The sequence below is a fragment of the Mycobacterium kyogaense genome, assembly GCF_003254575.1.
GTDB lineage: Bacteria > Actinomycetota > Actinomycetes > Mycobacteriales > Mycobacteriaceae > Mycobacterium > Mycobacterium kyogaense.
Genome location: NZ_QJUA01000031.1, coordinates 1 through 14,443, shown reverse-complemented (window position 1 = coordinate 14,443; position 14,443 = coordinate 1). Strand labels below are relative to the sequence as shown.

The following is a 14,443-nucleotide window of genomic DNA, read 5'->3' as shown; positions in this document are numbered from 1 at the left end:
CCCGCAGTCCTCAGGTAGTGCTGGCCCCCATGCGCTAGTTGTCGCCGGCGGCGACCAGCGAGCGCAACGTGACGTCGGGGTTCTCCCGCGCCACGTTCTCCAGCCGCCACTTGGTGGAGAACACCGCCAGCAGCACGCCGTCGCTGCGGGTCAGCACCTCGACCGAGGCCAGCCGCTGCAGCACCTCCGCGCCGTCGGCATCGCAGATCCGAGCGACGGTGTAGGGCAACGATTCCAAGGTGATCGCGGCGCCGAACTCGCTGGCCATCCGATGGCTGGCCACCTCGAACTGCATCGGGCCGACCGCGGCGAGTACCGGCGCCTGCTCACCGCGCCGATCGGAGCGCAGCACCTGCACCACACCCTCCTGGTCCAGCTGCTCGATGCCCTTGCGGAACTGCTTGTGCTTACTCGGGTCCTTGCCGCGGGCGACCGCGAAGTACTCGGGGGAGAAGCTGGGAATAGGCGGATACACCACGGGTACTTCGGAATACAGCGTGTCCCCGGGGCGCAGCGCCTGTGCGTTCGCCAAACCGATGACATCGCCGGGCCACGCGGTGTCCAACGTGGAACGCTGCTGACCGAACACCGTCTGCGCGTACTTGGTGACGAACGGCTTGCCCGTCGCCGCATGGGTCAGCACGTCACCGCGCTCGAAGGTGCCCGAACACACACGCGCATAGGCAATTCGGTCCCGGTGCGCCGAATCCATACCGGCCTGCACCTTGAAGACGAATGCGCTGAACGGTGCCGTCGCCTCGCGCCGGTGGCCCTCGGCGTCGAGCGCCCCCGACGGCGGCGGGGCGAGCTCGGCGAGCACGTCGAGCAGCTGGTTCACCCCGAAGTTGAGGGCCGCCGAGGTGAACAGCACCGGGCTCGACGTGCAGTTCCGGAACGTTTCGGGATCGAAATCCGCGTCGTCGGCGCTGAGCAGCTCCGACTCCTCGACCGCGGTGTCCCAGTCCACGCCCGCGGCGTCGTGGGCCTTCTCCGGATCGATGTGTTCCTCGGGCGCCGCGGTGGCGCCGCCGGCGGTGCGGGTGAACCGGATGTAGTTTCCGGTGCGGCGATCCAGCACGCCCTTGAAATCGCCGGCGATGCCGACCGGCCACGTCAGTGGGGTCGGCTTGAGCCCGATGCGTGTCTGGATCTCGTCGATCAGCTCGAGCGCATACCGGCCGGGGCGGTCCCACTTGTTGATCACCGTGATGATCGGGATGCGGCGGTGGCGGCACACCTGGAACAGCTTCAGCGTCTGCGGTTCCAGGCCCTTGGCCGCGTCGATGAGCATGACCGCCGAATCGACGGCGGTCAGCACGCGGTAGGTGTCCTCGGAGAAATCGGCGTGGCCCGGGGTGTCGAGGAGGTTGATCACACAGGTCGAGCCGGTCTTGGTGACGTACGGGAACTGCAGCGCCGTCGACGTGATCGAGATGCCGCGCGCCTTCTCCATCTCCATCCAGTCCGACACGGTGGAGCGGCGGCCGGCCTTGCCGTGGATGGCGCCGGCCTCGGTGATGGCTTTGGCGTGCAGCACCAGAGCCTCCGTCAGCGTGGACTTGCCGGCGTCGGGGTGACTGATGACGGCGAAGGTCCGTCGGCGCTGCGCTTCGGCCGACAACTGGTCGGGCCGAGACCCGGCGGTGGAAGTCGTCATGATGACCTCGATGGTATTGCCGCCGGCGGCGAAACGAAGAATCGCTGGTCGAGGCTAGGCGGCAGCGTCGAGTGCCTGCTTGGTCTCGTCGTCGAGCTCGATGTCGGCGACGGCCGTGTTCTCCTCCAGGTGCGCCACCGATGACGTGCCGGGGATCAGCAGCACGTTGGGCGCCACGCTCAACGTCCACGCCAGCGCGATCTGCGCCGGCGTGCGGCCCAGCTTCTCCGCCTCGGCCCGCACCGCGGGATGACCCAGGACCGGGTTGTCGGCCGTGAACGCCGAACCCAGCGGAAAGAACGGCACGAAGGAGATGCCGTGCTCGGCGCACAGTTCCAGCACCGACTGCGACCTGCGGTCGACCAGGTTGTAGGCGTTCTGCACCGTGACGATCTCGGTCTTGTCCAACGCGATGCGCAGGTGATCTTCAGACGCGCTGCTCAACCCGATGCCCTCGATCAGCCCCTCGTCGCGGGCGGCGATCATCGCGTCGAGCTGGCGGGGGAACAGGTCGGCGTCGACGGGCCCGACGCTGTTGGGATCACCCGCGTGGATGCGCAGGTTGACCGCGGCGATGCGGTCGGCGCCGAGCGTCTCGAGGTTCTGTTCGATGTCGGCGCGCAGCTCGTCGGGCTGCTGGGCGGGATTCCAGTTGCCTGCCTCGTCGCGGCGGGCGCCGACCTTGCTGACCAGAGCCAGGTTCTCGGGATAGGGGTGCAGGGCCTCGCGGATCAGCTCGTTGGCGACGTTCGGTCCGTAGAACTGGGCGGTGTCGATGTGGTTGATGCCCAGCTCGAGTGCCCTTTTCAGAACGGCGATGGCCTGGTCGTGGTCGCGGGGCGGACCCATCACACCCGGACCGGGCAGCTGCATGGCGCCGAATCCGACGCGGCCGACGACGTGGTTCCCGAGGTTGAACGTCTGCATGGTCTCTAGTGACGCAGAACCGGCGCGGTTTCTTCCCCTGTTTGGAAAAGAAACCGCGCCGGTGTCGGTGTGGTCAGTCCTCGCTGAGGATCTGATAGATCTCCCGTCGCGCGGTGTTGACGATCTCGACGATGCGCTGCTGCTGCTCACTGGTGGCGGCGTGCGCAGACTGCGCGACCGCTCCCATCAGCTGGCCGACGGCGGTGCGCAGGCCCATCGCCGTCGGATCGGCGCCCGAGGTGATCTCGTCCCACGGCGGGGTCTCGATCTTCTCCGCAGCGGCGCGACCCTCGTCGGTCAGCTCGAAAAGCTTCTTGCTGCCTTCGCTTTCGGTCGCCACCAGCAGGCCTTCGTCGACGAGCAACTGCAGGGTGGGGTACACCGAACCGGGGCTCGGCTTCCACAGCTGCTGGCTGCGTGCGTCGATCTCCTGGATCATCTCGTAGCCGTGCATCGGCCGCTCTGCGAGCAGCGCGAGGATGGCTGCGCGCACATCGCCGCGCCGGCCGCGACCGCCGCCGCGCCGACCGCCGCCGCGTCCGCCCGCACCGAATCCGAAGGGGCCGGGGCCGGGTCCGAATCCGAAGCCGGGTCCGAACCCGGGGCCGCCGGGTCCACCCGGTGCGAAGGGGCCGAAACCGGCCTGCCCGCGGTGTTCCCGCACGTGATCCCGGAATTCGCGACGAGCCTGCCTGCGGTGTTCATGCAGGGCGCGCCGGTCTTGCGGGCCGAACCCGAAACCGAAGCCGCGCTCTGGAGGGGTGAATGGGGTGTTCATGTGGTGTGTCCTTACGTCATGGGGAGCGCCGGTCTGCGCTCCGATGCATTGACGATATATCGGGAACTATCGAGATGCAACGTCCAATTTTCGCCTGAGGTGTCAGGCTGGGGTGATGACCGACACCGACATCGATGGCGAGGTGGCCCCCGTCGACACGTTCCGCACCGGCAACTACGCGCCCGTGCCCGACGAGCTCACTGCCTTCGACCTGCCCGTCGAGGGTGCGATCCCCGCCGACCTGTCGGGCTGGTACCTGCGCAACGGACCCAACCCCCGCGCCGACGGCGGACACTGGTTCACCGGGGACGGCATGGTGCACGGCGTGCGCATCGAAGGCGGCCGGGCGGCGTGGTACCGCAACCGCTGGGTGCGCACCGACAGCTTCGACGAACCTTTCGGTGTCTACAACCCCGACGGCACGCGCAACCTGCGCTCCAGCGTCGCCAACACCCACATCGTCAACCACGCCGGCAAGACCCTGGCGCTCGTGGAATCCTCGCTGCCGTACGAGATCAGCAACGATCTAGACACCATCGGCGCCTACGACTTCGGCGGCAAGCTCGTCGACGCGATGACCGCGCACCCCAAGATCTGCCCGACGACGGGCGAGCTGCACTTCTTCGGCTACGGAAACCTGCTCGGCCCCAGCGTGACCTACCACCGCGCGGACGCCTCCGGTGACCTGGTGATCAACCGACCCGTCGACGTACCCGCGATGACGATGATGCACGACTTCGCGTTGACCGCCGATCATGTTGTCTTCATGGATCTTCCGGTGGTGTTCAACCTCGAGGCCGCGATGCGCGGCACCATGCCGTTCCGCTGGGAGGACGACTACGGAGCGCGGCTGGGCGTGCTGCGTCGCGCGGATCCGTTCGGTGAGGTGCGCTGGTTCGACATCGACCCCTGCTATGTGTTCCACGTCGTCAACGCCCACGACACCGACGAAGGATTGGTCCTGCAGGCGGTGCGTTACCCCGAATTATGGCGAGAGAGCAGCGATTTCGGACCCAAGGCTGTCATGTGGACGTGGACGATCGACCTGCACCGCGGCACCGTCACCGAAGCGCAGCTCGACGACCGGGCGGTGGAGTTCCCGCGGATCGACGACCGGTTGGTAACCCTTCCGGCGCGCTATTCGGTGTCCGTCGCCGGCGCCGGCCTGGTCCGTCACGACCTCGTCTCCGGCGCCACCCAGGAGCACCGCTTCGGCACCGAGGCCTCCCCGGGAGGGCCGGGAGAGGCCGTGTTCGTACCCGCCGACGGCCCAGCAGACGAGAGCAGCGGCTGGTATCTGGCCTACGTCTACGACGCCGCGCGTGACGGCAGCGATCTCGTGATCATCGACGCCGCTGACTTCACCGGCCCGCCTGTCGCCAGAATCACTCTCCCGCAACGTGTTCCGTACGGATTCCACGGCAACTGGATCGCCGACCGAGTCAGCTAGCTTCCCTGCGATGCTGCTGCGGGCTCACACCGTGCACCCGCTTGAACGCGGTGCTGAGCGCGAACGGGCTGCCGTAGCCCACCTGGTGAGCCACTGCGGCGACCGTGGCGCCCGAGTGGAGCAGATCAGCTGCCAGTGCGAGCCGCCATCCCGTCAGAAAGGCGATCGGCGGCTCGCCGACCAGATCGGTGAAGCGGCGGGCGAATGCCGCCCGGGAGCATCCGACCGCAGCCGCCAGTCGCTGCACCGTCCACGGATGAGAAGGATTGCGGTAGATCAACTTCAGGGCAGGGCCGATCAGCGCGTCGTGCTCGGCCCGCCACCAGGTCGGGGCCGCCTCATCGTGATCGAACCACGCGCGGACCGCGCTGATCAGCAGCAGATCCAGCAGCCGGTCCAGGTACGTCTCCTGTCCCGGGCCCTCACGGCCGGCCTCGTCCGACAGCAACGTGACCAGCGCCGGGTCGGCCGGCATCACGGCCACCGGAGGCAGCGCGTCGAGGAGGCGGGCACCCACGATGCTGTGCCCCTCGTAGGCGGCGATCACCGACCGGCATGCGCCGGAGCTGCTGTTGCCCCAGGTGCGCACCCCCAAGGACATCTCGAAACGCAGGTCGTCCCCCGACACCGTCGTGCAGCGCTGACCGGGATGGATGACGATCATCGGTCGGGTGCCGGCATCGTCGGCGAACACGTAGGGCTCGGTGCCGCGCGTCAGCGCCAGCTGGCCCGCCGTCAGCTCGACCGGTCGCCCGTCGGCGGGAACGATGACCGCGCGGCCGTGCGTCTGACAGATGACGGTCAGCGGCGCCTCGTCGCACACCCGCATCGACCACGGCGGGTCCAGCCGCATCCGCAGGACGAAGGCACCCCGGGCGCGGATGCCGTCCAGCAATCCGGCGAGAGCATCCATGCCCGCAGCGTAGACGCTCGATGATGTGTGTGGGTCTTTCAACTATGGATCGTCTTCGATGAGACGTGTGGACTGTGCTGATGACCAGCACCCTGACCGTCGTGTCGTCCGCTTCCGCGCTGGCCAGCGCCGCGGCGGGCGGCATGATGTTCGTGTTCTCGACGTTCGTGATGGCCGGCCTGGACCGCGCCGGCCCGCAGGACGCCATCGCGGCGATGCGGGGGATCAACGCCGCGGCGCAGACCAGCGCGACGTTCCTGCTCGCGTACTTCGGCGCCGCGCTGCTGGCCATGGCGATGGGGGTGATGGCGGCGGTGGCGTCGCCTCCGGGCCGAGGATGGTTGATCGCCGGTGCCGTACTCGGCGTGGCCGGGGCGGTGGTCACGGTGGCGGCGAACGTGCCTCTGAATGACGGGCTCGACGCAGCCGCCGCCACACCTGACGTGTGGCAGGCCTACCTGGCGAAGTGGACCTCGTGGAACCACGTGCGTACGGTCACAAGCCTGGTCGCCGCGCTGCTGACGATGATCGGCGTGGTGCGTCAGTAGGGATTCGGGGCCGGTGGCTGCAGCCGCGCCAGTGCCCGGCGGTGCCGCTCGGCGAGGACCGCGGCGAGCACCTGGCCGGCCGGGGTGCCCGGCGGGGGCGGCGGGGAGATCTGCGCGACCACCTCCCCGGTGATGCGGCCGGCCATCTCGTCACGCACCCGCGGGTCGAGCTGATGCGCCCGGCTCAGGAATTGCCGCGCCATTTCGGCACTTTCGGGCCGCAGCGCCGACAGTTCGAGAGTCGAGGCCCACGGGGCGAGCTGCGGCGGCATCATCGGCGGCGGCGCCATCCGCGGGCCCCGTTCGGTGATCACGACCGTGCCCGCGAAGATGTCGCCGATCCGTTTGCCCTGCGGGGACACCAGACTGCAGATCACGGCCGGGCCACCCATCAGCAGCCAGATCTCCAGATAGCCGGCCAGCGCACGAAAGAGGGCCTGGCGGAACCGTTCTGGGCTGCCGTCGTCGGAGACCACGCGCAGCCCCATCGCCATCTTGCCCAGCGACCGGCCCCGGGTGGCTGTCTCGAACGCCAACGGATAGCCGACCAGGCCCAGCACGATGAACACGATCAGCACCGCATCGGAGAGTGCCGAATCCCACTGCGAGAGCGTCAGCGCCCACAGCACCACGCCCAGCACGTAGACGATCAGGATGACGACGACGTCGATCACCGTCGCCACGACGCGGACCGGCAACTGGGCGATCTGGATGTCGAGAACGACCGCGTCACCGGTCACCACCGGTTGCTGCGGACTGACCATGACGCCACGCTACTAAAGTCGACCGCGTGGATGTCGACGCGTTCGTGCTGGCGCACCGGCCGGCCTGGGACCGTCTCGACCATCTGGTGAAACGGCGCCGGCGGCTCACCGGCGCCGAAGCCGACGAACTGGTGGACCTCTACCAGCGGGTGTCGACGCACCTGTCGATGGCGCGGTCGTCGTCGGCGGACGCGGTGCTCATCGGAAAGCTCTCCAGCCTGGTGGCGCGGGCACGCTCCGTCGTCACGTCCGCGCACGCCCCGTTGTGGCGGGAGTTCGTGCGGTTCTGGACGGTGTCGTTCCCCGTCGTCGCATACCGCTCCTGGCGGTGGTGGGCGGGCACCGCGGCCGCCTTCTTCGTCGTGTCGGTGGCGTTGGCGGTGTGGGTCGCCGGCACACCCGAGGTGCAGGCGACCATCGGCACACCGAGCGAGATCCAGCAGCTGGTCAACTCGGAGTTCGCCGACTACTACAGCGAGCATCCCGCCGCGTCGTTCGCGTTCAGCGTGTGGACGAACAACGCGTGGATCGCCGCGCAGTGCGTGGTGGCCGCGATCCTGCTCGGAATCCCGATCCCGTACATCCTGTTCCAGAACGCGCTGAACTTCGGGGTCCTCGCGGGCGTGATGTTCAGTGCGGGCCGCGGCGACGTGTTCCTCGGGCTGATCACACCGCACGGCCTCATCGAGTTGACGGCGGTGTTCCTCGCCGCGGCGGCGGGCATGCGGCTCGGCTGGTCGGTGGTGTCGCCGGGGGATCGGCCGCGCGCGCAGGTGCTCGCCGAGCAGGGCCGGGCGATGATCTCGGTGGCTCTGGGGCTGGTCGCGGTGCTGGCGGTCGCGGGGCTGATCGAGGCTTTCGTCACGCCGTCGCCGCTGCCCACGTTCGTGCGGATCGCGATCGGTGTGGCCGCGGAAGCCTGCTTCATCGGCTACGTGGTGTATTTCGGCCGGCGAGCGGTGCGCCGCGGCGAGACCGGGGACATCGACGACGCCCCCGACTACGTGCCGACGGGCTGAGTTTTTCCGGCGAACAGACGCGAACTCGAGCTTTTTGGGCGTGTTTCACGCGAGTTTGCGACTGCTCGCCGCTTCGTGGGGGACCCACGCGGGGGTACGGCGGTCCAGATGGGTGGCGATCCGCTCGACGAGCCTCTCGGGATACATGCGCACGTCGGCGGCCACGATCGGAATGACGGTCCAGCCGAGCTGTTGAATCGCGGCGAAGCGCGCCCGATCGCGAAGCATCTCGAGCCGTCCGGCGTGCCACTCCACGCTCTCGTACTCCGCGACCACTCCCGCGTCAGGCCAGGCGAAATCGACACGCCAGCCCTCGACCTCGTACTGCAGCTCCGGCCGGGGGAGACCGCCGTCGATCATCACCAGCCGGGCCTCGCTCTCCATCGGTGACTCGGCACGGCCGTCGGCAACGGGTGACAGCGCGCGGACCGCGACGATGCCGCGGCGGCCCTTCTGCTCGGCGATCGCTTGCTCGATGGCGGCGAGCGTGCACCATCCCGAGTGCAGGGCCGCATCGAGCGTGGCCAGTGCGCGGGGCCGCGGCAGCATGCGAGCGGTCTCGACCGCGGTCCACGCCGGAGCGGTCGCGAGCCGTCCTTCGACACGCTTGAGCGGGGCGCCCAGCCGCTGATGCACCATCAGGCCTCGGGTCGGCCGCAGCCGGATCCCGGGATCGAGAACGTGCAGCGTCGTGGTGCCCTCGGTGTCGAAGCCGTAGAGCGCGGCCGCGGTCCCGAGGCACGCGACGGCTGGCTGACCCAAGTGGCGGTCCAGCGCCGCGAGTCGGCCCGCTCGGTCAGGGATAGCTCTGCTGTACATGCCATGCCGAACGCGGACCAGTTCACCGCACTTGGTGAGGTGGTCGAGTCGGCCGCGGGTGATGACGGTGAGAAGTGTTGCGGTGTCGATGAATTCTCCGTGACGGGTGAACAGGTCGTCGAGCGCGGGCTGCATGGCGCCATCGTGGGCCTGGCTGGGCGGGGGTGAGCCGCATCAATTGATGTAACTGGGGATGAATGCGGCTCTGGGGATGATTTCTGTTGCGCGAGCAGACGTGAACTCGAGCGGACACGCCGTGAAATAGGTCGAGTTTGTGTCTGTTCGCGGGAGAAAGGTGACCCCCTACAGGCGGCCGGTGGCTTTCAGCGCCAGGTAGTGATCGGCCAGGGCCGGCGCCAGCTCCTCCGGCGGGGCGTCGACGACATCTACGCCGCGGCCCCGCAGCCGCGATGCCACGTCCCGCCGATCGCCCCGGGCCCGCTCGGCCGCCGCGGCGTCATACACCTCGACCGCATCGGCCCGGCCCGCCGCGAGCGCGTCGACCCGCGGATCGGACACCGCGGCCAGCAGCACCTGATGCTTGGCCGTCAACTGCCCGAGCACACCCATGAGTCCCTCGTCGATCGCGGTGGCGTTCAGGTCTGTCAGCAGCACCACGAGCGCTCGGCGCCGCACCCGCCGCAGCACCGCCGCCACCATCGCGCGCGCGTCGGACTCCACCAGCGCAGGCTCCAGCGGCGCCATCGCCTCGACCAGCTGGGCCAGTAGATCGTTGCGCGACGCGTTGAACACACCGGCCCGGGTCACCCGATCGTGGGCGAGGAAGTCGACGTGATCGCCGGCCCGCGCCGCCAGCGCCGCCAGCAGCAGCGCCGCATCCATCGACCAGTCCAGCCGCGGCCAGCCCACCGGCTCTGCCGCCGCGGGATCGACACCGATGCGGCCCGCCGACGTCCGCCCGGTGTCCAACACGATCACCACCCGACGGTCCCGCTCCGGCCGCCACGTCCGCACCACCACATCGGCGCGCCGGGCGGTGGCCCGCCAGTCGATGGAGCGGATGTCGTCACCGACCACGTATTCGCGCAGCGAGTCGAATTCACTGCCCTGGCCGCGGATCATCGCCGGTGTCGCACCGTCGAGTTCGCGAAGTCTGGCAAGCCGTGACGGCAGGTGCTTGCGCGACAGGAACGGTGGCAGGATGCGGACCCCGCCCTCCACCCGGTGCGAACTCTGCCGGCCCGCCAGCCCCAGCGGACCCAGCGACCGGGCGGTCACCGGCCCGGCCACCTGGTCGCCGCGCCGCACGGGGTTCAGCTGTGTGGTCACCGAGTGCTGTTGTCCGGCAGCGAGATCGACAGGATGGGTGCGCGGTGTCGCGGCCGCGCTGGGCGCCCACGCGTCCCGCACCACGCCGCGGAAGCGCGAGCGCCCGCGATTGACGATGCGCAGACTGGTCTCGACCGGCTGCCCCAACCGGGCCGATCGCGTGCCGCTGCGGGAGAACTCCAGTGAGCGCGGACTACCTGCCAGCGCGATGTCGACGAGCACGGCGAGAGCGAGCAGTGCCAGCAGGACAGCGAAAGTGGTTGCCGGATAGGGCGACAACCCGACCGGCACGGCGCACGCCGCGGCGATCAGCCCCGTGAGCCCGGTCAGGATCACCAGCGGGGCACCGGCACGGCAGAGAGGATGCCGTCGAGCACGCCGTCGGCGCTCGCGCCTTCCAGCTCGGCTTCCGGACGCAGCGCCACCCGATGCCGCAGCGTCGGCCGGGCCATCGCCTTCACGTCGTCGGGGGTGACGTAGTTGCGCCCCGAGAGCCACGCCCAGGACCGTGCCGTGGCCATGAGTGCCGTCGCGCCACGCGGCGACACCCCCAGCTTGAGTGACGGGGAATGCCTTGTGGCGCCGACGATGTCGACGATGTAGCCGAGCACCTCGTCGGCGACCAGCACCCGCCGCACCGCCTCGCGGCCGGCGGCCAACTCCGCCGGTCCCGCGACGGGCCGCACGGCGGACAGATCCCGCGGGTCGAACCCGCGCGCATGCCGGTCGAGGATCGCGATCTCCTGATCGCGCGGGGGCAGCGGGATGTCGAGCTTGAGCAGGAACCGATCCAGCTGGGCCTCGGGCAGTTGGTACGTGCCCTCGTACTCGATCGGGTTCTGCGTGGCGGCCACGATGAACGGGTCGGGCAGCGCCCGCGGATCGCCGTCGACGCTGACCTGGCGCTCCTCCATCGCCTCCAGCAGGGCGGCCTGCGTCTTGGGCGGCGTGCGGTTGATCTCGTCGGCCAGAAGCAGATTGGTGAACACCGGCCCGGCGCGGAAGGTGAACTCCGCGGTGCGGGCGTCGTAGACCAGCGAACCCGTGACGTCACCGGGCATCAGGTCCGGGGTGAACTGCACCCGCTTGAACTCCAGCTGCAACGCCGCCGCCAGCGTGCGCACCAGCAGCGTCTTCGCGACGCCGGGAACACCTTCGAGCAGGACGTGGCCGCGGCACAGCAGCGCGACGACCAGGCCGCTCACCACCGCATCCTGACCGACCACGACCTTGCCGATCTCGGCGCGCAGAGCCATCAGCGCGGTGCGGGCCCCCTGCTCGGAATGGTCTGCTGTGCTGGGCTGTGTCACGACTGCGCGACCTGCCTTTCGATGTCGTCGAGTGCGCCGGCCAGGGCCACCAGCTCGGGGTCGCTCTCCGGCGGCCGCCCGTACAGGATATGGGCGACCCACTGGGGGTCCTGCCCGCTGCGCTGCGCCGCGGCGGCGACGACGGCCCCTGCGACCGCGTCGGGTCGCAGGCCCAGCCGCGGCAGCAGCCGTTGCCGGGCCGCGGCGCGCAGCGCGTCGGCGGCGCGATCGCGTGCCCGCCGTGACCGGTACAACCGGCCGCGGCCCTCCACGGTCTCCGAGGCGCGCACCACCACCGGCAGCGGTTCGGCGACCAGTGGCCCCACCCGGCGGCTCCGCCACAGCGCGAGCAGTGCGACGGCCACCACGAGCTGGAGCACCATCCAGGTGACCTGGTCGGGGATCAGGTCCATGATGTCGGCGTCGCCCGCCGACCCGGCGCCCTCTCCGTGCTGAGGTGCGTACCAGATCACGGTGGTGCGCGTGCCGGCCAGGTTCATCGCCAGCGCGGCGTTGCCCTCCTCGAGCAGACCGCCGTTGGTCAGGAAGCTGGAATCGCCCATCACGGTGACCGTCCGGCCGTCGTCGTCGTACCGGGCCAGCACCCCGCCGTAGCAGCGGGTCACGGCCGTGGAGCCCGCCGCGGTGAACGTGTCTGCCGCGCCGAACTGCACCGGCCCCGCGCGCTGCGCTTCTCGCAGATCGCAGTCCGGTGCCAGGCCGCCGAATTCGGTGGCGTCGCCGCTGCGCACCGCCGGTGCCAGCGCCTCGCGCGTCTTGCCGATCGGTGCGAGGAGAAGCCGATCCCCGGGCAGAGCCGCCAGGCGGCGCAGCTGATCGTCGTCGTAGAGCCAGAACGTCTGCCCGGCCACCAGCAGCGTGTCCGGACGGGCGGCGCGCTCGACATCGGCCAGGGATTCGGCGACGACGACGTCGATTCCGTTGTCGCGCAACAGGGTGACCAGTGCGCGGGCGCCGTCGGGAGACGTCGACGCGGCCTCCAGTGGGCCGCCGGGGCGCGGCGCGGTGAGCCAGGTGCTCAGCGTCGCGACCGCGACGACGGCGGCCACCGCGAGCAGGACCCACCGCCAGGTCTTCCATCGCTGCCCGAGCGTCGGACCGATCGCGGTCGTCATCGCACCGGAGCCCAGGGTGGCTGCGCCGACGATGCCTGCGACGCCGCACCCGTCGACGGCCGCCGGCCCAGCGCGTCGTCGAGAGCCGCCACCGTCCGATACCGGTCTTCGGTGCCGGGTACCTCGCCGTAGCTGACGTCGTTGAAGACCCCTGCGGCAGAAACGAATTCGGATGCCAGGTCAGGCAGCGCGCGGCCCGCGTCCAGGGCCAGTTCGGTCGCCGTGCGACCCGCGGCCGCGCTGAGGACCCCGTCTTCCTCGAGTTGGCGGGCCACCGCGCGCAGCCGGTGCTGGATTGCGGGGGTCCATTCGGCCTGCGCGGCATGACGTTGCGCGGTGGCTCGGTGTTGCGCCGCGGTGAGCACGTGACCGGCGAACAACTCGTCGTCGGCAGATCTGCTGCTGCGCATGGCTCGTCGCGCGATGCGGATGACCACCAGGACGGCGATGACGGCCAACAGCACAAGGACCGTCACGGTCACCCAGCCGCCCGGTAGCGATGCTGCCTCGGAGGTGATGCGGTACAGCAGGCGATCGAGCCATTCGAGGAGCTGATCGGTCAGCGACGGCCGTGGATAGATCGCCTTGGACAGTTCGTTCTGCGCCGCGTCCCGGGCTGCGTCCCGGTCGATGTCGATCGGTGCCACGTCACCGCCGGCCGGTCAGCCACAGATCGTCGGTGGAGTGCGCTGCCGTCGGCGTCTGCACCGCGCCGGTCTGCAGCACGAGGTCGAACGCCTCGGAGCGGATCCGTCGGTCGGTGTACTGCAGCACCACGATTCCTGCGCTGAACGGACCTGTGATGATCTGGCCGATCGCACCCCCGACCGCGATGATGACCAGCGCGACCATGGCAGCGGACACGCTGCCCCCGGTGGTCAGCAGCACCTGGCCGCCGAAACTGAACGGGATCGCGACGGCCCCGGCGACCAGCTGGGCGACCAGCATCGCGAGCAGGCGGATGCCCAGGACCCGCCAGAAGTCGCCCCGGATCAGCGCGAACGAGCGGCGTACCGCCGAGACGATGTCGAGGCGCTCCAACACGATCGCGGCGGGGGTGAACGCGAGCATGGTCCCGACGTAGACCAGAACCGCCAGAGCCCCCACGCCGAGCGGGATGGCGACCGCCACGGCCGCCCACCGGTTGATGAAGACCCCGACCGCGGCGACGACAGCCACCCCGATGCCGATCAGCACGAGCGCGCCGACCGCCTCGAGCACGGTGAATCCGAGCAGCGCCCACAGGCGCGGCTTCAACCGCTGCCACGCCTCGCCGATCGTGATGCCGGAACCGAAGATCGCGCGCCCGATGACCACGGTCAGCAGGCCGCTCAACAGGATCGTCGACAGCGCGGTGGCCAGGCCCGCGGTGAGGCTCGACAGCATCGACGCGATGCCCGCGCCCGTCTCGAACATGGTCGCGCCGGTCGCGGCACTGTCGATCGCCTGCTCGACGTCACCGCTCAAGGCCAGGGGCCACAGCGACAGGATGAGCGCCAACACCTGCGCGGCGACCACGACGATCGCGGTCAGGCCCAGCGTGGCCTTCGGATTGGCCCGCATGTAGGCGAACGCGCCGTTGAACATGTCCGACAGGGTCAGCGGCCGCAGTGGCACGATGCCGGGGCGCAGAACCGGGGGAGGGCCCCAACCCGGTGCCGGCCCGAAGCCCGGCGGCGGAAACCAGCCGGGCGGAGGCCCGTAACCCGGTGGCGGTCCGTAACCGGGCGGTGGCCCGTAGCCGGGCGGCGGTCCGTAACCGGGCGGCGGCCCGTAGCCGGGAGGTGGTCCGTAACCGGGCGGTGGCCCGTAGCCGGCGGGAGGGCCAGGGG

The 14,443-nt window shown here is 70.0% G+C and carries 14 protein-coding genes; 3 read left to right on the top strand and 11 right to left on the bottom strand.

Annotation, left to right across the window (positions count from 1 at the left end; genetic code table 11):
* Positions 1-34: 34 nt before the first annotated feature.
* The 3 genes from DMB80_RS19530 to DMB80_RS19520 all read right to left on the bottom strand — a co-directional run bounded on the left by DMB80_RS19530 (position 35) and on the right by DMB80_RS19520 (position 3,362).
* A complete protein-coding gene (locus tag DMB80_RS19530; RefSeq protein ID WP_111511372.1) occupies positions 35-1,657 on the bottom strand; it encodes a peptide chain release factor 3 in 1,623 nt (540 codons plus the stop codon).
* Positions 1,658-1,711: 54 nt separating this feature from the next.
* The gene (locus tag DMB80_RS19525; protein ID WP_111511371.1) at positions 1,712-2,584 is read right to left on the bottom strand and encodes an oxidoreductase; all 873 of its coding nucleotides are present in this window, start codon (positions 2,582-2,584) and stop codon (positions 1,712-1,714) included.
* Between the two features lie 73 nt (positions 2,585-2,657).
* Positions 2,658-3,362, bottom strand: coding sequence for a PadR family transcriptional regulator (locus DMB80_RS19520; protein ID WP_111511370.1), 705 nt, complete (start codon positions 3,360-3,362; stop codon positions 2,658-2,660).
* Positions 3,363-3,477: 115 nt separating this feature from the next.
* Here DMB80_RS19520 and DMB80_RS19515 point away from each other — a divergent pair, with 115 nt between their 5' ends.
* Positions 3,478-4,812 (top strand): carotenoid oxygenase family protein, encoded by a 1,335-nt coding sequence (locus DMB80_RS19515; protein ID WP_111511369.1) that lies wholly within the window; start codon positions 3,478-3,480, stop codon positions 4,810-4,812.
* Here the strand turns inward: DMB80_RS19515 and DMB80_RS19510 are convergent.
* Positions 4,805-5,725, bottom strand: coding sequence for an AraC family transcriptional regulator (locus tag DMB80_RS19510; protein WP_111511368.1), 921 nt, complete (start codon positions 5,723-5,725; stop codon positions 4,805-4,807). The two genes, DMB80_RS19515 and DMB80_RS19510, sit on opposite strands and share 8 nt — an antisense overlap.
* Before the next feature lie 80 nt (positions 5,726-5,805).
* On the opposite strand from DMB80_RS19510, the gene DMB80_RS19505 reads away from it, so the two are divergent.
* Positions 5,806-6,273, top strand: coding sequence for an anthrone oxygenase family protein (locus tag DMB80_RS19505; RefSeq protein ID WP_240431280.1), 468 nt, complete (start codon positions 5,806-5,808; stop codon positions 6,271-6,273).
* Here the strand turns inward: DMB80_RS19505 and DMB80_RS19500 are convergent.
* A complete protein-coding gene (locus DMB80_RS19500; RefSeq protein WP_111511367.1) occupies positions 6,267-7,037 on the bottom strand; it encodes an RDD family protein in 771 nt (256 codons plus the stop codon). The genes DMB80_RS19505 and DMB80_RS19500 overlap by 7 nt on opposite strands.
* Positions 7,038-7,063: 26 nt before the next feature.
* On the opposite strand from DMB80_RS19500, the gene DMB80_RS19495 reads away from it, so the two are divergent.
* Complete coding sequence (locus DMB80_RS19495) at positions 7,064-8,056, top strand: stage II sporulation protein M (RefSeq protein ID WP_111511366.1); 993 nt, start codon at positions 7,064-7,066, stop codon at positions 8,054-8,056.
* A 45-nt stretch (positions 8,057-8,101) separates the two neighbouring features.
* On the opposite strand, the gene DMB80_RS19490 is transcribed toward DMB80_RS19495, so the two are convergent.
* The 6 genes from DMB80_RS19490 to DMB80_RS19465 form a co-directional block, all read right to left on the bottom strand.
* Positions 8,102-9,010, bottom strand: coding sequence for a hypothetical protein (locus tag DMB80_RS19490; RefSeq protein WP_111511365.1), 909 nt, complete (start codon positions 9,008-9,010; stop codon positions 8,102-8,104).
* A 168-nt stretch (positions 9,011-9,178) separates the two neighbouring features.
* On the bottom strand, positions 9,179-10,501 hold the full coding sequence (locus DMB80_RS19485; RefSeq protein ID WP_111511364.1) for a DUF58 domain-containing protein: 1,323 nt from the start codon (positions 10,499-10,501) through the stop codon (positions 9,179-9,181).
* On the bottom strand, positions 10,498-11,421 hold the full coding sequence (locus DMB80_RS19480; RefSeq protein WP_162938624.1) for an AAA family ATPase: 924 nt from the start codon (positions 11,419-11,421) through the stop codon (positions 10,498-10,500). Before DMB80_RS19480 ends, DMB80_RS19485 begins: the two co-directional genes overlap by 4 nt.
* Before the next feature lie 50 nt (positions 11,422-11,471).
* Positions 11,472-12,611 (bottom strand): DUF4350 domain-containing protein, encoded by a 1,140-nt coding sequence (locus DMB80_RS19475; RefSeq protein ID WP_111511362.1) that lies wholly within the window; start codon positions 12,609-12,611, stop codon positions 11,472-11,474.
* Entirely contained in the window at positions 12,608-13,258 is a 651-nt protein-coding gene (locus DMB80_RS19470; RefSeq protein ID WP_111511361.1) for a DUF4129 domain-containing protein, read from the bottom strand. The genes DMB80_RS19475 and DMB80_RS19470 overlap by 4 nt, the downstream gene beginning before the upstream one ends.
* Position 13,259: 1 nt before the next feature.
* The coding region (locus DMB80_RS19465) for a DUF7847 domain-containing protein (protein ID WP_111511412.1) at positions 13,260-14,443 on the bottom strand (1,184 nt) is incomplete at its 5' end.